Source organism: Micromonospora sp. H61, from assembly GCF_018070325.1.
In the GTDB taxonomy this organism is placed as follows: domain Bacteria; phylum Actinomycetota; class Actinomycetes; order Mycobacteriales; family Micromonosporaceae; genus Micromonospora; species Micromonospora salmantinae.
Genome location: NZ_JAGPXY010000014.1, coordinates 79,956 through 95,554 on the forward strand (window position 1 = coordinate 79,956; position 15,599 = coordinate 95,554).

Annotated in this window: 15 protein-coding genes; 11 read left to right on the forward strand and 4 right to left on the reverse strand. The window is 70.6% G+C overall.

Going from position 1 to position 15,599, the window contains the following annotated elements:
• The first annotated feature begins 214 nt into the window (after positions 1-214).
• Genes KBX08_RS10135 through KBX08_RS10155 form a run of 5 tightly spaced genes read left to right on the forward strand, consistent with a single transcriptional unit; the run spans position 215 to position 5,794 of the window.
• Positions 215-895 (forward strand): response regulator transcription factor, encoded by a 681-nt coding sequence (locus tag KBX08_RS10135; protein WP_210782714.1) that lies wholly within the window; start codon positions 215-217, stop codon positions 893-895.
• Positions 892-1,974 carry a cell wall metabolism sensor histidine kinase WalK gene (locus KBX08_RS10140; RefSeq protein ID WP_210782716.1) on the forward strand — a complete coding sequence of 361 codons (1,083 nt, stop codon included), beginning with the start codon at positions 892-894 and terminating at the stop codon, positions 1,972-1,974. The genes KBX08_RS10135 and KBX08_RS10140 overlap by 4 nt, the downstream gene beginning before the upstream one ends.
• The gene (locus KBX08_RS10145; RefSeq protein ID WP_210782718.1) at positions 1,971-3,692 is read left to right on the forward strand and encodes a DUF4153 domain-containing protein; all 1,722 of its coding nucleotides are present in this window, start codon (positions 1,971-1,973) and stop codon (positions 3,690-3,692) included. Before KBX08_RS10140 ends, KBX08_RS10145 begins: the two co-directional genes overlap by 4 nt.
• Before the next feature lie 44 nt (positions 3,693-3,736).
• Positions 3,737-4,150: a hypothetical protein gene (locus KBX08_RS10150; protein ID WP_238687560.1), complete on the forward strand. Its 414-nt coding sequence runs from the start codon at positions 3,737-3,739 to the stop codon at positions 4,148-4,150.
• Positions 4,151-5,794: a cation acetate symporter gene (locus KBX08_RS10155; protein WP_210782720.1), complete on the forward strand. Its 1,644-nt coding sequence runs from the start codon at positions 4,151-4,153 to the stop codon at positions 5,792-5,794.
• A 100-nt stretch (positions 5,795-5,894) separates the two neighbouring features.
• Here the strand turns inward: KBX08_RS10155 and KBX08_RS10160 are convergent, their stop codons facing one another.
• Both KBX08_RS10160 and KBX08_RS10165 read right to left on the reverse strand, forming a co-directional pair.
• Positions 5,895-6,749, reverse strand: coding sequence for a hypothetical protein (locus KBX08_RS10160; RefSeq protein ID WP_210782722.1), 855 nt, complete (start codon positions 6,747-6,749; stop codon positions 5,895-5,897).
• Positions 6,742-7,242 (reverse strand): SigE family RNA polymerase sigma factor, encoded by a 501-nt coding sequence (locus KBX08_RS10165; RefSeq protein WP_210782724.1) that lies wholly within the window; start codon positions 7,240-7,242, stop codon positions 6,742-6,744. The genes KBX08_RS10160 and KBX08_RS10165 overlap by 8 nt, the downstream gene beginning before the upstream one ends.
• Positions 7,243-7,527: 285 nt before the next feature.
• On the opposite strand from KBX08_RS10165, the gene KBX08_RS10170 reads away from it, so the two are divergent.
• Together KBX08_RS10170 and KBX08_RS10175 are read left to right on the forward strand one after the other, a co-directional pair.
• The gene (locus KBX08_RS10170) at positions 7,528-8,292 is read left to right on the forward strand and encodes an ABC transporter ATP-binding protein (RefSeq protein WP_091396824.1); all 765 of its coding nucleotides are present in this window, start codon (positions 7,528-7,530) and stop codon (positions 8,290-8,292) included.
• Positions 8,277-9,980, forward strand: a complete 1,704-nt coding sequence (locus KBX08_RS10175) for an ABC transporter permease (protein ID WP_374101935.1) — start codon at positions 8,277-8,279, stop codon at positions 9,978-9,980. Before KBX08_RS10170 ends, KBX08_RS10175 begins: the two co-directional genes overlap by 16 nt.
• On the opposite strand, the gene KBX08_RS10180 is transcribed toward KBX08_RS10175, so the two are convergent.
• Entirely contained in the window at positions 9,977-10,183 is a 207-nt protein-coding gene (locus KBX08_RS10180; protein ID WP_210782726.1) for a DUF397 domain-containing protein, read from the reverse strand. The genes KBX08_RS10175 and KBX08_RS10180 overlap by 4 nt on opposite strands.
• Positions 10,180-10,965: a helix-turn-helix transcriptional regulator gene (locus tag KBX08_RS10185; protein WP_210782728.1), complete on the reverse strand. Its 786-nt coding sequence runs from the start codon at positions 10,963-10,965 to the stop codon at positions 10,180-10,182. Before KBX08_RS10185 ends, KBX08_RS10180 begins: the two co-directional genes overlap by 4 nt.
• Positions 10,966-11,554: 589 nt before the next feature.
• Here KBX08_RS10185 and KBX08_RS10190 point away from each other — a divergent pair.
• From KBX08_RS10190 to KBX08_RS10205, 4 genes are all read left to right on the forward strand, one after another.
• Entirely contained in the window at positions 11,555-12,307 is a 753-nt protein-coding gene (locus tag KBX08_RS10190; RefSeq protein ID WP_210782772.1) for a flavin reductase family protein, read from the forward strand.
• A 175-nt stretch (positions 12,308-12,482) separates the two neighbouring features.
• Positions 12,483-12,848: a DUF485 domain-containing protein gene (locus tag KBX08_RS10195; protein WP_088950720.1), complete on the forward strand. Its 366-nt coding sequence runs from the start codon at positions 12,483-12,485 to the stop codon at positions 12,846-12,848.
• Positions 12,826-14,517, forward strand: a complete 1,692-nt coding sequence (locus KBX08_RS10200; RefSeq protein ID WP_210782730.1) for a cation acetate symporter — start codon at positions 12,826-12,828, stop codon at positions 14,515-14,517. The genes KBX08_RS10195 and KBX08_RS10200 overlap by 23 nt, the downstream gene beginning before the upstream one ends.
• A gap of 89 nt (positions 14,518-14,606) precedes the next feature.
• On the forward strand, positions 14,607-15,584 hold the full coding sequence (locus KBX08_RS10205; RefSeq protein WP_210782732.1) for an NAD-dependent epimerase/dehydratase family protein: 978 nt from the start codon (positions 14,607-14,609) through the stop codon (positions 15,582-15,584).
• The last annotated feature ends 15 nt before the right edge of the window (positions 15,585-15,599 follow it).

A 15,599-nucleotide genomic window follows, 5' to 3' on the forward strand; every position in this document is an offset into this window, starting at 1 on the left:
ATGATCGACTCGGGTTCCGGAGAGTCGGGCCATCCCACCGGCCCGGATGGCCCGACTCTCCGCAAGCTCGGTCGGTTGTCCACAACGAGCCTCCGGAGTTCCCACACGCCAGCCGGCATGATCCCCGAGTTATCCACAGCCGTGACCGGTTCTCCACAGGTTATTCACAACGCAAACCACTGATCTCCACGGCCGCTCCCTACAGTCAGGACCCATGAGCGCACGCCGGGTACTGGTGGTCGAGGACGAACGGACCATCGCCGAGTCCATCGCCGCCCGACTACGGGCCGAGGGTTTCACTGTGGAGATCGCGGCGGACGGGCCCAGCGCTGTCGCCCAGTTCCACGCCGGACAGCCGGATCTCGTCGTCCTCGACGTGATGCTGCCGGGCTTCGACGGTCTGGAGGTGTGCCGCCGGATCCAGGCCGACCGGCCGGTGCCGGTGCTGATGCTCACCGCCCGGGACGACGAGACCGACCTGCTCGTGGGGCTGGCGGTCGGCGCGGACGACTACCTCACCAAGCCGTTCTCGATGCGGGAACTCACCGCCCGGGTGCACGTCCTGCTGCGTCGCATGGAGCGGGCCGCCGCCACTCCCGCGCGGCCCGCCATCCGCCTCGGCGACATCGAGATCAACGAGGCCGAGCGACGGGTCCGCCGGGCCGGCGCGGACGTGCACCTCACCCCGACCGAGTTCGACCTGCTGGTCCACCTCGCGGGGCGGCCCCGCACGGTGCTCCCCCGGGAACGGCTGCTCGCCGAGGTCTGGGGATGGGGCGACGGGAGCGGCACCCGCACCGTGGACAGCCACATCAAGGCTCTGCGCCGCAAGCTGGGTGCCGACCTCATCCGCACTGTGCACGGCGTCGGCTACGCCCTGGAGCTGCCGTCATGACGGCGACAGTGCTCACCCGGCTGGACCGGGTGCTGGAGCTGCTGCCCCGACCGCTGGACCCGGTGCGCTCGATCAAGCTGAAGCTGGGTGTGCTGCTGGTCGCCTCCGGGGCGGCCGGGCTGGCCTACTTCTCGTACGGCATCGGCTGGCCGCCGCCGATCACCTCGGCCACCGCGATCGCCGTCGCCCTGCTCACCTCGCAGGTGCTCGCCCACGGCATGACCTCGCCGTTGCGGGACATGACGGCGGCCGCCGGGGCGATGGCGCGCGGCGACTACACCCGTCGGGTACGCGCCACCTCCCGCGACGAGGTCGGCGAGCTGGCCCAGGCGTTCAACAAGATGGCCGAGGACCTGCACGCCGCCGACCAGCGCCGACGCGAGTTGATCGCCAACGTCTCGCACGAGCTGCGTACGCCGATCACCGCGCTGCAGGGCGTGCTGGAGAACATGGTGGACGGGGTCGCCGATCCCGAACCCGCGGCGCTGCGTTCGGCGTTGGCCCAGACCGAACGGCTCGGGCACCTCGTCGCCGACCTGCTCGACCTGTCCCGACTCGACGCCGGGGTGGTGCCGTTGCGGCGCGTACGCATCGACGTTGGAGACTTCCTCGACGAGGCGGTGGAGCACGCCACGGCCAGCGCGTCCGGCGCCGGTCTGGACGTGCGCTTCCAGCTCCGTGACCTGCCGGCACCGCTGACGGTCCACGCGGACCCGTGGCGCCTGCACCAGGTCTTCGCGAACCTCCTCGACAACGCGGCCCGACACAGCCCACCCGGCGGCACGGTACGGGTGTGCGCAGAGGAACACGGCGACCAGCTCCGCTTCGAGGTGAGCGACGAGGGCCCGGGCATACCGCCGGACGAGCGTTCCCGGGTGTTCGAGCGATTCACCCGCGGCGACCGGTCGGTCGGCGGGGGGACCGGGCTCGGCCTGGCCATCGCCCGGTGGGTCGTCGAACTGCACGGCGGTCGGATCGGTGTCCTCGATCCCGCCGGACCAGACCGGGGTGACCGGCCCGGCTGCCGCATTCAGGTCACCATCCCGTGCGACGGGCCATACCGAGAAGAGGCCGCATGACCAGCCCCGGCAGCACCCCTCTCCCGGCCACCGGGCCGAGCGGACCGCAGGTCTCCCCGACCGTTCGACCCGGCCCGGCTGGCCCACCAGCCGCCGCTCAACCCCGACCCGGGCCGGCCGCCCCGACCCTTGCCAGGCCACCAGGGCTGATCGAGCGGCGCTGGCCGGGGCCGGCCGGTCCGGCCGGTCCGCTGGTCCTGGCGGCGCTGACGGCGGCGGCGGTCGTCGGCGCCTCGACGCTCACGATGGTTCGTCCCGGACTCGGCTGGCTGGTGGCCGCGCTCGCCGGCACCGCCGCCCTCGTCACCGCCAGCGTCGTCCGTTCCAGGACGTTGACGTCGGCTGCGGACGTCACCAGGCCGACCGCCGCGACGGCGACCGCGACACCGACCGCCACGACAGCTGCGGCGGCCACCGCCCGCCCCGGTGCCACGGGGGCACCGGGGCGGGTGGCGCAAGTCGTCTGGGCTGCCGCGACGGTGGTGTTGGTCGCCGTCGGCACGGTCCGGGCCGCCGGCTGGCTCTTCGCCCTCTGCCTGCTCGCAGCGGCGGTGACCGGGACACTCGCGGTGACCGGCGGGCGAAGCCCGCTCGGAATGTTGGTCGCCGCGACGCTGCCGCCGGCCGCGACGGTACGGGCGCTCCCGTGGGCGGTACGCGGTCTACGCAGCGGCCGTCCGACCGGGTCGGGTATCGAGGTCGGACGCATCATCACCAGCCTGGCGATCTCCGCCGGCCTGCTGCTGCTGTTCGGGGTGCTCTTCTCCTCCGCCGACGCGGTCTTCGCCGATCTGGTCACCGGATTGCTGCCCGACATCTCGGTGCCCGGTGTGATCGGTTGGGCGTTCCGCCTGCTGCTGATCGGTGGCGGTCTGCTTGGTGCCGCGTACCTGGTCAGCCGCCCACCCGACCTGGAGGGGCTGCGACCGGCGCCGTCACGACCGGCCCACCGGCTGGAGTGGACCCTCCCGCTGGTGTTGCTCGACGCCCTGTTCGCCGCGTTCGTGCTGGTCCAGCTGACTGTGTTGTTCGGCGGGGCGGGGCACGTGCTGCGGACGGCCGGGCTCACCTACGCCCAGTACGCCCGCGGCGGGTTCTGGCAACTGCTCGCCGTCACCGCGCTCACCCTGCTGGTGATCGCGATCGCCGCCCGCCGGGCACCGAAGGCCACCCCGGGGGACCGGCTGCTGGTCCGCGTACTGCTCGGCACGCTCACCGCGCTCAGTCTGGTGATCGTCGCCTCGGCGCTCTACCGGATGCAGGTCTACGCCGACGCGTACGGTGCCACCCGACTACGGCTCGTCGTGTCGACGGTCGAACTCTGGCTCGGGCTGCTCTTCGTCCTGGTCGGGGTTGCCGTGGTGCGGTTGCGGGCCGAATGGCTCCCCCGGCTGGTGGTGGGCACCGCGGTGCTGGCGCTGCTCGGGTTGGCACTTCTCAACCCGGATCGCCTGATCGCCGAACGGAACGTCGACAGGTACCTGGAGACCGGCCGGTTGGACGTCGGCTACCTGTCCGGGCTGTCGGCGGACGCCGTACCGGCCCTGGGTCGGCTGCCCGAGCCGATGCGCTCCTGCGCACTCGGGGAGATCGCCGCCGAGCTGCCCCGGGACGGGTTCTGGGCGGCGAACCTCGGCCGGGAACGCGCCCGTCGGGTTCTCGACACGACCCGGGTGAGCGCCGGCGTGACCGACTGCCTCGGGTTGCAACGCTGGTGAGCATGAACGCTTGACAATCGCGTACGGCGGGCGAGACTGCCGGGGTGGCCAAGCAACTCCCCGACGTGGGGTCGAGCGGTGCGGTACCGCCGCCCCGGCGGTCCCGGATCGTGCTGGCCGAGATCACCAGGCAGGACACCCGCGCCGAGCGGACCCGCGCCGAGCTGGCCCAGCAGACCCAGGTCGGCGAGGCGCTGGTCCGCGGCCTGGTCCGGGCCCAACTCGCGCTGGCGTTGCGGCTGTCCCTGGTGGTGGCCATCGGGTTGGGCGGGCTGCCCTGGCTGTTCGCGATCGCGCCCTCGCTCGGCCGGACCACAGTCGCCGGCGTCAACCTGCCGTGGCTGCTGCTCGGGGTGGCCTCCTTCCCGTTCCTGATCGGGGTGGGCTGGGCGTACGTGCGGCTGGCCGAGCGCAACGAGCAGGACTTCACCGACCTGGTGCAACGGCCGGAGCGCTGAGTGGGCAACGACTTCGTGGTCCCGGCCATCGTCGCGGTCACCCTGGTCACCGTCGGGATCGGCTTCTACGGGCTGCGGATGGCCCGGACCACGTCCGACTTCCTGGTGGCGTCCAGGGCGATCAGTCCGACCTGGAACGCCGCCGCCATCGGCGGGGAGTACCTGTCGGCGGCGAGCTTCCTCGGCATCGCGGGGCTGGTCCTCAAGTACGGCGTGGACGTGCTCTGGTACCCGGTCGGGTTCGCCGCCGGCTACCTGGCCCTGCTGCTCTTCGTGGCCGCGCCACTGCGCCGCTCCGGCGCGTTCACCCTGCCCGACTTCTGCGAGCTGCGGCTGGGGTCGCGTCGACTCCGCATCCTGGCCACCGCCTTCGTGATCTTCATCGGTTGGCTGTACCTGGTGCCGCAGCTCCAGGGTGCCGGGCTGACCCTGGCCACGGTGGCCGGCTCCCCGTACCCCCTCGGAGCCCTGCTGGTGGCGGCCGTGGTCACCGCGAACGTGGCGCTGGGCGGCATGCGCGCGATCACCTTCGTGCAGGCGTTCCAGTACTGGCTCAAGCTGACCGCTCTCGCCGTACCGGTGATCTTCCTGGCTCTGCAGTGGCAGGCCGACGGCCGCCCGGCGGTGACCCCGCCCGACGGGCCGACGTTCCGGGCCGCGACCACCGTCGTGGTCGAGCACCGCGCGACCCTCACCCTGCCCGACGGTGACATCCGGGAGGTACGCCCCGGCGACGAGTTGACGTTCGCCGCCGGTGACCCGGTGCCGGACGTCTCCGGGGTGGCCACCGACGCCAACGACTGGTTGCTGCCCAGCGCCGCCGGTGACGACGACCGGGGCCTGTTCGCCACGTACTCGCTGATCCTGGCCACCTTCCTGGGCACCATGGGCCTGCCGCACGTGCTGGTGCGCTTCTACACCAATCCGGACGGCGCGGCGGCCCGTCGGACCACCCTGGTCGTGCTGGCGTTGGTCGGCGCGTTCTACCTGCTGCCCACCCTGTACGGGGTCCTCGGCCGGATCTACACCCCGCAGTTGCTGCTCAGCGGCCAGACCGACGCGGTGGTGGTGCTGCTACCCGAAGCGGCCCTGGGTGACGGCCTGGCCGGGCGGCTCCTCGCCGCGCTGGTCGCCGCGGGCGCCTTCGCGGCGTTCCTCTCCACCTCGTCCGGCCTGCTGACCAGTGTCGCCGGGGTGATCTCGACGGACGTGCTCGGTCGGGGATCGGTACGCGGGTTCCGGCTGGCCACCGTCATCGCCGGTGGTGTGCCGGCGGTGCTGGCGCTGCACGTCTCCGGGCTGGACGTCTCGCAGGTCGTCGGGCTGGCCTTCGCTGTCGCCGCGTCGAGCTTCTGCCCGCTGCTGGTGCTCGGGATCTGGTGGCGCGGGCTGACCGACGTGGGCGCCACCGCCGGCGTGGTGGCCGGCGGCGGCGCGGCGATCGGCGCGGTGCTGGTCACAGTGCTCGGCCCACCGCTGTCCGGCTGGCCGGCCACGCTCATCGCGCAGCCGGCCGCCTGGACGGTGCCGCTGGCCTTCACAGTGATGGTCGCCGTGTCGATGGCGACCCGCCGGCGAGCCCCGGCCGACGTCGCCGCCACCATGCTCCGCCTACACACCCCGGAAGCCCTGCGGATGCAGTGATCCCCGCTGCCGCGATGCGCTCGGTCACGATCACCGCCATCGCCTTCGCCCCGGACCCACCTTCGCCATGGCAGAGGTGACTCCGGGGCTCGCGACCTGGTCAACAGGTGTCAGTGCCGGCGCAGAGCCGCTGCGCCACCGGGCGGGCGTACCGCAGCGCCTCCTTCGGCGTGGTGTCCATGTCCAACGCGACCTGTGCCACCAGGTCGCCCTGCCGTACGACGAGCCAGCGGCTCCGCACGCCCTCGATGTCCGAGCCCACCAGCACTGACTCGTCACCGGCCCCCAGCCCATCGGCCAGGACCGACATCGAACTGGTCGCCTCCCTGGGTTTGCAGTCGGTGAAAAGTGCGCGGACCGCGTCCATCTCACGGGCAGCATCGCGAATCGAGAAGCGGACGACGCGTTGGATCATCCTGTCGGTCGGCGAGTCGAACGACACGGTTCGCTGGGCGAGCCTGGCCGTGGACGTCCCCGACGGCGCTTCGCGACAGTAGATCGACACTGACTCCAGGCTCCAGTCGCCGTCGATGTCGTCCTCTGCCATCGTGAAGCCGGCGGGCAGATCCGCGAGCCGCAGCATGGCTGCGGCCGGAATCGCCGGGTTGGTGGAACCGGCCGACGGCCGACCACTGGTACGTGACGGGCTCGATGGCGGTGCGGGGGGAGTGGTGCTGGTCGTCGACGGCCGAGGTGCCGCCGAGGTGGCCGACGGCGTGGGTGTCGGGGTGGGTGATCCGGTCGCCGGCAGCACCGGCGTCGGCGCGCCCTCCCGGCCACCGGCCAGCGCCACCGCGCCGGTGGCCACCAGGGCCACCGCCACCACCGCGGCGAGCGCCGCCGCGATCCTCGTCTGACGGGTCCGCCGCCGGCCGCGCTCCCGCACCTGTGCGGTCGGGGCCCAGCTCAGGTGCTCGGTGTCGCGGTAGATGTCGGTGAAGAACTGATCAGGCATTGCTGACCTCCTCGGGGAGGGTGGTGCCGAGCATGGGGGCCATGGCCTGGCGGCCCCGGGAGAGCCGGGCCTTGACGGTGCCGAGCGGTACACCGATCTGAGTCGCGATGTCAGCGACCGAGAGGTCCGCCAAATAGTGCAGGACGATCGCCTCGCGTTGTTCCAGCGGCAGTCGACGTAACGCCGCGACCAGCGCGACGGTGTTCTCCGAGGGTGGTCCCACGGCAGTGGCCGGGCCGTGCCGCCGGTTCGCGCGGATGCCGTTGCGGATCTTGCGCCATCGGTTGATGAGGAGGCGGTGCCCCACGCCGCGCACCCACGCCTCCGGATCGTCGTACTCGCCGATGCGCTGCCAGCGCTGCCAGGCCCGCACGTACGCCTCCTGTGCGGCGTCCTGCGCCTCATGGATGTCGCCACCGAGGGCGTACAGCACGGTGACGACCCGGTGTCTGGTGGCTCGATAGAACTCCTCGAAGCCGTCGTCTCTGTCCAACGTCCCCTCCCCCGTTGTCGCTTCTGCCACTGTCACCCGCCGGCACGACGGCCGGTTGCATCAGAGGGCGCACGGAGAGTGGGTGTCGGCCGGAACGAGGCTGCCGAACACGACACCGAGCTCGTTTCGCGATCTTGCACTTTCTGTCCCGACACAAGGCTCATAACACCCCATCTCGACAACAGAAGCTGCAAGATCGGCGCACTCATCGTCCGCCTCGGGGATGATCGCGGGTCCGCCCGTCGCCGGACGGCGGAACTGGCGATCGACGGATAACGTCGGCGCATGACTGTTGAGCACCCCGCGCTCGCACTGCGTGGCCTGGCCAAGCGGTTCGACGGCACGATCGCGGTGGCCGGCGTCGACCTGGACGTCCCCGCCGGCTCCTTCTACGGCCTGCTCGGCCCGAACGGCGCCGGCAAGACGACCACCCTGTCGATGGCGGTCGGGCTGTTGCGACCGGACGCCGGCTCGGCCTGGGTGCTCGGGCACGACGTCTGGCAGGACCCGGTCACCGCCAAGCGGCTGCTCGGTGTGATGCCCGACGGGGTCCGGTTGTTCGACCGACTCACCGGCGCGGAGCTGCTGGCGTACAACGGGTTGTTGCGGGGGATGGACCCGGCGGTGGTCGACCAGCGGGCAGCCGAGCTGCTGGACGTGTTGGCGCTCGGCGACGCCGGTCGCACACTGGTGGTGGACTACTCGGCGGGCATGAAGAAGAAGATCGGTCTGGCCTGCGCGCTGCTGCACGGCCCCCGGGTGCTGGTGTTGGACGAGCCGTTCGAGGCGGTCGACCCGGTCTCCGCAGCACTGATCCGAGACATCCTCACCCGGTACGCGGCCGGCGGTGGCACCGTGGTCTTCTCCAGTCACGTCATGGAGGTCGTCGAGCGGCTCTGCTCGCACGTGGCGATCCTGGCCGGCGGCACCATCAAGCGGGTCGGGACCATCGACGAGGTCCGCGGCGGGCGCTCGTTGGAGCAGGTCTTCGTCGAGGTGGTCGGCGGGCGCACCGCGACCGGCGAGGAGCTGTCGTGGCTCTCCCAGTGAGCGCGGACGCCACCCCCGCCGCGCCCGTACGCACTGTCTCCGCTCGCCACTTCGTGCGGCTCAAGCTGCGGGTGATGGGCAACAACTTTCGGGGCCAGGGCTGGCGGATCGCCCTGTTCGTCGGTGGCGCGTTGCTCGGGCTCTGGTTCGCCGCCGCCGGGTTCTTCCTCTTCGCCGCGCCGGGCCTGACCGGCAACGGCCGGTACGCGGTGCTGGTCGCGGCGGCCGGTGGCGGGCTGCTGGTGCTGGGTTGGCTGTTTCTGCCGCTGGTCTTCTTCGGTGTGGACGAGACACTGGACCCGGCCCGGTTCGCGCTGCTGCCGCTGCCCCGGCGCACACTGGTGACCGGCCTGTTCGTGGCGGCCCTGATCAGCGTGCCGGTGCTGGCGGTGCTCATCGCGTCGTTCGGGCTGGTGCTGACCTCCTGGTCGTTGGGTGGCTGGTCGGCGGGGTTGGTAGCCGTCGTGGGTGTGCTCGCCGGGTTGCTGCTCTGTGTGGCCGCCAGCCGGGCGGTGACCAGCGCCTTCGCCACCATGTTGCGGTCCCGACGGGTCCGCGACCTGGCGGCCGTGCTGCTGGCGGTGACGGCCGCGCTGCTCGGCCCGTTGCAGGTCTTCGGCCTCGCCGCGCTGCGCGAGGCGGACTGGACCCGGTTGGCCGGCGTGGCGACCGTGATCGGTTGGACGCCGTTGGGCGCTCCATGGACCGTCGGCATCGACGTGGCCCAGGGGCGGGTGTGGGCGGCGCCGGTCAAGTTGCTGATCACCGTGGTGGCGCTCGGCGCCCTGCTGGCCTGGTGGTCCCGGTCGATCGAGTCGGCGATGGTGGGTGCGGCGAGCGCCGGTAAGGCCCCGGTGCGGCGCGGGGTCACCGGCGGCGCGGTCGCCCAACTGTTTCCCCGGGTCGCCGCCTGGGCCGGCCGGGACCGGTTCGGTGCCCTGGTCGCCCGGGAGGCCCGCTACTGGTGGCGGGACGCGCGCCGCCGGGCCAACCTGATCACGATCGCGGTGGTCGGCATCTTCGTACCGGTGTTGATCAACGTTACGGGCGGGGACTTCGCGTTCGATGACGGCGCCGGGTTCACGGCGGCTGCCAGCGACAGCTCACCGGTGGTGGTCACCATCTCCATGGTCCTCGTGGGCGTGCTCGCCGCCGTCACCCTGGCCAACCAGTTCGGCTTCGACGGCAGCGCGTACGCGGCGAACGTGGTGGCCGGGGTGCCCGGCCGGGTCGAGTTGCGGGCCCGGATGACGGCTTTCTCGCTGTACGTGCTGCCGATGTTGGGCGTCGTCGCTGTGGTGTTGTCGTTTCTGCTCAGCCGACCGGAGTGGATCGGCCTCACCATCGGCGGTCTGGTCGCCACCTACGGCGCCGGGCTGGCGGTGAACAGTCTGATCTCGGTGCTCGGGGCGTACTCACTGCCGGAGACGAGCAACCCGTTCGCCATGAACAGCGGTGCGGGCCTGGCGAAGGGGCTGCTCACCCTGCTGGCCATGCTCGCCTCGGTGGTCGCCGCGGTGCCGATGGTGGTGGCCGCCGCGCTGCTCGGTGACGCGTGGCTCTGGTTGGCCCTGCCGGTCGGCGCCGCGTACGGGCTGGGCGCTGCGCTGCTGGGCGCGTACCTGGCCGGTGACGTGCTGGACCGCCGCCAGCCGGAGCTGCTGGCCACTGTCACCCCGCGCCGCTAGTCAGCGCGTCGGCTGGGGTCCTGGGCGGCGTCGGCGATGAAGCCACGCCAAGCGGCCGGCGCGAAGCTGAGGGTCGGGCCGGAGCGATCCTTGCTGTCCCGGACCAGAACGACGCCGGGCAGATTGTCCGCCACCTCGATGCAGTTGCCGCCGGAGTCGGTCGAACGGGTGGACGTGCGCCAGCGTGGCCCGTTCATCGTCATGGCGTCACCTTCAGCTTCCGGATCAGATCCATTGAGGCGCCTGTGGAGAGCGCTTCGCCGAGCAGACTATCCCATTTGCGATCAATCAATCCGATCATCTCGGGGTCATCCATGACGTGTCCGCGAGCCGCATTCTCCAGGTAGAGCACCCTGTCCCCGTCCGGCAAATCGGCGAACACGAACCCACCGCCGAGGCCAACATGCTCACCGACACTCAGTGGGATGACGTGCAAACGGACGAACGGCAGTTCTGCCACCTCAAGCAATCGGCCAAGCTGGGCATCGAGCACGGCGGGGCCGCCCACCGGCCGGTGAAGCCCTGTCTCGTCCACCAGGAAAACGCAATACGGCGGCATACCCCGGGACAGCAGCAGTTGGCGTTCCAACCGAACCGCAACAAGCTCGTCGACCACAGCCGGCGGATGCAATCCGCCTGCCGAGATGACAGCACGGGCGTATTCCTCGGTCTGGAGAAGGCCTGGCACGAGGCACGCCTCGAAGGCACGTAGGCGTGTTGCCTGCTGCTCATATCCGCGCCACGGGACGAACCAGGATGGACCGCGCTCCTGGTCGGCAGCCTTGAGGAGTTCGGCGAGGAGGCCGCCGGTGGCTAGGGCCTCGTCGGCGGCGACCGCGAACTCCATTGTCGGCCGACGTCGGCCGGTCTCGATGGCGGCCACCGTGGATGGACTCCACTTGGTCAGCGTAGCCAGCGCCTCCTGGGACACCTCGGCACCGGCTCGGGCGGCCTTCAACGCCCGCACCCACATCTCGACGTTCATCCTTACCTCTCCGGTAAGTACGTGACTGCGCTGTGTAGTAAGTCCTGGCATCCTCCCCTGTCCGCGCCGCTCAGTCCAGGGTGGATAGCACGCGGCCCGGCCGGTGGAGGCGACGTCCCGGCGACTGGGTCCTGCGTTCGGGCCGCCCCGGTCATCCCCCGATCGGGGCGGCCCTCGTCGACTGGGAGGAGATCAGCCTTGTTCGGGTTCATCCGTGGCGGGAACGGGGTGCGGTGGTCGTACCGGAGAAGGAAGGTTGCGGCACCGGAGGCCGTGCCGGGCGCGACCGGATCGGAGCGGTCGGTAGGCCCGCCGAATCAACCACCCGCGTGGGCGAACGGGCCGACGGTGGCCCTGCCGCGACCAGGCCGGGCCGGTTGGCTGACCCCGGCGCAAACCTGGCGCGCGAACGGTGGCCGCTGGTGAGCTGCGCCGGCCGGGAGCGCCACGCCACCACAAGCGATATACCTCTGAGTCATATTTATGCCTCAGAGGTATATCGCTCAAACCGGAGAGACCCTTCGACCACCGTACGGGTTCGGCCGATCGCGAAGACCGGGCCCGGCTGGTGAGCCGGCCACACGTGCCGATGCGGCCGCTGTGGCGGTGTCGGGGCTGCGGCGCGCACTGGCCGTGTCAGCCGGCGCGGCTGGCACTGCTCGCTGAGTACCGAGACGACCGCGTGGGGCTGCTGGTCTACCTGGCCACGATGATGGCGGAGGCCGGTGATCAGCTCGCCCGGCTCGGCGGACGACCCGCCGATCTGCACGAGCGCTTCCTTGGTTGGGCGAGGGGTCGGGGCGGCACAATGTTTCACGTGAATCATGAGCCGGGTGCCGAGATCCACCACACCGATCCGTTCGCGGTGCCGACCGGGCAACGGTCGCCGGTACGCCGGCTGCGTGGTCGCCTCGCCGCACCGGTGACCCTCTGGACGGCGCCCGGTCCGGCCGGGCTGACCGTCTCGTCCACCCTGGTGGCTGAGGGGGAACCGGACCGGCTGCTCGGGCTGATCGATGCGGAGTCCGACCTCTGGGCGGCCGTCGAGGAGTCGGGTCGGTTCGCTGTCACACCGCTCGGCCCGCCGCACCGGCAGCTCGCCGACCGGTTCGCCGGCCTCTTCCCCGCCCCGGGCGGGCTCTTCGCCACCGGCGCGTGGAACGAGACGCCGTACGGGCCGGTTCCGGCGGACGCCGGCGGCTGGGTCGGATGCCGGCTGGACACCGCCCGGGAGTACGGCTGGGGCCTGCTGGTCGAGGCCACGATCGAGGCGGTCGACCTGGCCGATGAGGCCACCCCGCTGCTGCACTACCGAGGTCGCTACCACGAGCTGCCGACCTGAACGGACCCTTCGCCACGGGCGACCGATCATCGCAGTGACCTGAGTCACTTGGCGCAGCCAGCCAACCGCTCGGCGCACTCGCCGACCGGCGTCGATCTCAGCCTTCCCTGCCGGGGAGTGCGCTCTTTACGGTGCGCGAAACTCCTCTGACGCCTGTGAAGGTGGTGATCCACAGATGTCCACGGACACACCCGCTCCGGCCGCTTCCCAGTCGGACAAGTACCTGGCCGTACAACGGTCGGACGAGTTCGCCGGGCTGCGGCGTGCGCTGCGCGGCTTCGTCTTCCCGATGACCGTCGCGTTCTTCCTGTGGTATGCGCTCTACGTCATTCTCTCCGCGTACGCCCGGGACTTCATGGGCACGAAGCTGTTCGGCAGCAACATCAACGTCGCACTGGTCTTCGGCCTGCTCCAGTTCGTCTCCACGTTCCTGATCGCCTGGCTCTACTCCCGGTACGCGGACCGGAAGATCGACCCCATCGCGGACCGGATCCGCGCCGAGATCGGGGAGGTGACCCGTGAAGACGGTTCACGCGGTTGAGACGTTCCTCGCGGCTGAGGCGGGCGATCACACCGCCCGCAACCTGACCATCACGCTGTTCCTGGTCTTCGTGGCGGTGACCCTGGGCATCACCATCTGGGCCAGCCGGCAGACCAAGACGGCGACCGACTTCTACGCCGGCGGCCGGTCCTTCTCCGGCTTCCAGAACGGCATGGCGATCGGCGGCGACTACATGTCGGCCGCCTCGTTCCTCGGCATCGCCGGCATCATCGCGCTCTACGGCTACGACGGCTTCCTCTACTCGATCGGCTTCCTGGTCGCCTGGCTGGTGGCCCTGCTGCTGGTCGCGGAGCTGCTGCGGAACTCGGGCCGGTACACGATGGCGGACGTGCTGGCCTTCCGGATGCGTCAGCGTCCGGTGCGTACGGCGGCGGCGGTCTCCACCATCACGGTGTCGATCTTCTACCTGCTCGCCCAGATGGTCGGCGCAGGCGCGCTGGTCGCGCTGCTGCTCGGCATCCGGCCGGGGACGACCTTCCTCGGCATGGACGCGGACACCGCGAAGGTGGCCACCATCATCATGGTCGGCACGCTGATGATCATCTACGTGACAGTGGGTGGCATGAAGGGCACCACCTACGTGCAGATCGTCAAGGCGTTCCTGCTCATGGGCGGCGCGCTGTTGATGACGATCCTGGTGCTGGCGAAGTTCAACTTCAACCTGTCGGAGCTGCTCGGCCAGGCGGCCGCCGCGTCCGGCAAGGGCAGCGCGTTCCTCGAACCCGGGCTCCGGTACGGCGTCGAGGTCGCCGGCAACTCGACGCAGACGTTCTACAACAAGGTCGACCTGCTGTCCCTGGGCATCGCCCTGGTGCTCGGCACCGCCGGTCTGCCGCACATCCTGATCCGCTTCTACACGGTGCCGACCGCGAAGGCGGCCCGTAAGAGCGTGCTCTGGGCGATCGGCATCATCGGCACCTTCTACCTGCTCACCCTGGCCCTCGGCTTCGGTGCGGCGGCGCTGGTCGGCAGCCAGGCGATCACGGCACAGGACAAGGCCGGCAACACCGCCGCGCCGCAGCTGGCCGAAGCGCTCGGCATCGACTTCTTCGGCGGCGAACTGGGCGGGGCAGCCCTGCTGGCGATCATCGCGGCGGTCGCCTTCGCCACCATCCTCGCGGTGGTCGCCGGGTTGACGCTGGCCTCGTCGTCCAGCCTGGCGCACGACTTCTACGCGAACGTGCTGAAGAAGGGTGAGGCGTCGGAGCGGCAGGAGGTGCGGGTCGCCCGGATCTCCGCCCTGGGGATCGGCGCGGTGTCGATCGCCCTGTCGATCTACGCGCAGAACCTCAACGTGGCGTTCCTGGTGGCGCTGGCCTTCGCGGTCGCCGCCTCGGGCAACCTGCCGGCGATCCTCTACAGCCTCTTCTGGCGGCGGTTCAACACCTCCGGCGCGGTGTGGGCGATCTACGGCGGGCTGCTCTCGGCCGTGCTGCTGGTGTTCTTCTCGCCGGTGGTCTCCGGTGCGGCAACCTCGATGTTCCCGAACCACGACTGGCAGTGGTTCCCGCTGTCCAACCCGGGCATCCTCTCCATCCCGTTCGGTTTCCTCTGCGGGTGGATCGGCACTGTCATCTCCAAGGAGCACGACGAGGACAAGTACGCGGAGCTGGAGGTGCGCGCCCTGACCGGCTCTGGCGCCCACTGATCGCGGCACCTGTCGAGGGGTTCCCTGTTGACGTGCGACGTCAACAGGGGACCCCTTCCGCGAATTCGGCGGTCGGTAGGCTGAGCCGCATGAAGGTTGCTGAGCGCTTTGGTTCCGATCACCGCGTCCTCGTCACCGGCGGAGCTGGCTTCGTCCCGTCACACCTGGTGGACGCCCTGATCGCCCGAGGCTGCACGGTGGTGGCGCTGGACAACTTCGTGACCGGCTCCAAGGAGAACGTCGCCCACCTGCTGGATCGGCCGACCTTCACCCTCGTCGAGGCGGACATCTCCGACGGTCTGCCGACCCACCACCCGGCGCTGGCCGAGCGGTTCGACGCGATCCTGCACATGGCCTCTCCGGCCAGCCCCACCGACTTCGCCCAGTTGCCGGTGGAGATCCTCCGGGTCGGCTCGGTCGGCACCCTGCACCTGCTGGAGCGCGCGGCCGCCGACGGCGCCCGGTTCCTGATGGCCTCCACCTCCGAGGCGTACGGAGATCCGAAGGAACACCCGCAGCGGGAGACCTACTGGGGCAACGTCAACCCGATCGGGGTCCGCAGCGTCTACGACGAGGCCAAGCGCTTCTCCGAGGCCGCGACGATGGCGTACCACCGCTACCGGGGGCTCGACGCGGCGATCGTCCGGATCTTCAACACGTACGGCCCGCGGATGCGCCCGGACGACGGCCGCGCCATCCCCACGTTCATCTCCCAGGCGCTGCGCGGCGAGCCGATCACCGTGCACGGCACTGGTAACCAGACCCGGTCCATCTGCTTCGTCGAGGATCTGGTGCGCGGCATCCTGCTGCTGCTCGACTCGACCGAGACGGGCCCGGTCAACTGCGGTACCGAGCACGAGCTGACCATGCGGCAACTCGCCGAGTTGATCGTGTCGCTCTCCGACAGCACCTCGAAGGTGACCTATGTCACCCGCAGCTCGGACGACCCGGAGATGCGTCGACCGGATCTCACGCTCGCTCGTGAACTGCTCGGATACGAGCCGTCGGTCGCGCCCGAAGATGGCCTGCGACGCACGATCGAGTACTTCCGGTCGCGGCTAGGGTAACCAGATCTTCGCGTA

Coding starts and splice junctions, on each gene's coding strand:
- KBX08_RS10205 (WP_210782732.1), top strand. CDS start 14,607: ATGAAGGTTGCTGAGCGCTTTGGTTCCGATCACCGCGTCCTCGTCACC.
- KBX08_RS10145 (WP_210782718.1), top strand. CDS start 1,971: ATGACCAGCCCCGGCAGCACCCCTCTCCCGGCCACCGGGCCGAGCGGA.
- KBX08_RS10135 (WP_210782714.1), top strand. CDS start 215: ATGAGCGCACGCCGGGTACTGGTGGTCGAGGACGAACGGACCATCGCC.
- KBX08_RS10190 (WP_210782772.1), top strand. CDS start 11,555: ATGCGGCCGCTGTGGCGGTGTCGGGGCTGCGGCGCGCACTGGCCGTGT.
- KBX08_RS10140 (WP_210782716.1), top strand. CDS start 892: ATGACGGCGACAGTGCTCACCCGGCTGGACCGGGTGCTGGAGCTGCTG.
- KBX08_RS10180 (WP_210782726.1), bottom strand. CDS start 10,183: ATGACGATGAACGGGCCACGCTGGCGCACGTCCACCCGTTCGACCGAC.
- KBX08_RS10195 (WP_088950720.1), top strand. CDS start 12,483: ATGTCCACGGACACACCCGCTCCGGCCGCTTCCCAGTCGGACAAGTAC.
- KBX08_RS10185 (WP_210782728.1), bottom strand. CDS start 10,965: ATGAACGTCGAGATGTGGGTGCGGGCGTTGAAGGCCGCCCGAGCCGGT.
- KBX08_RS10170 (WP_091396824.1), top strand. CDS start 7,528: ATGACTGTTGAGCACCCCGCGCTCGCACTGCGTGGCCTGGCCAAGCGG.
- KBX08_RS10160 (WP_210782722.1), bottom strand. CDS start 6,749: ATGCCTGATCAGTTCTTCACCGACATCTACCGCGACACCGAGCACCTG.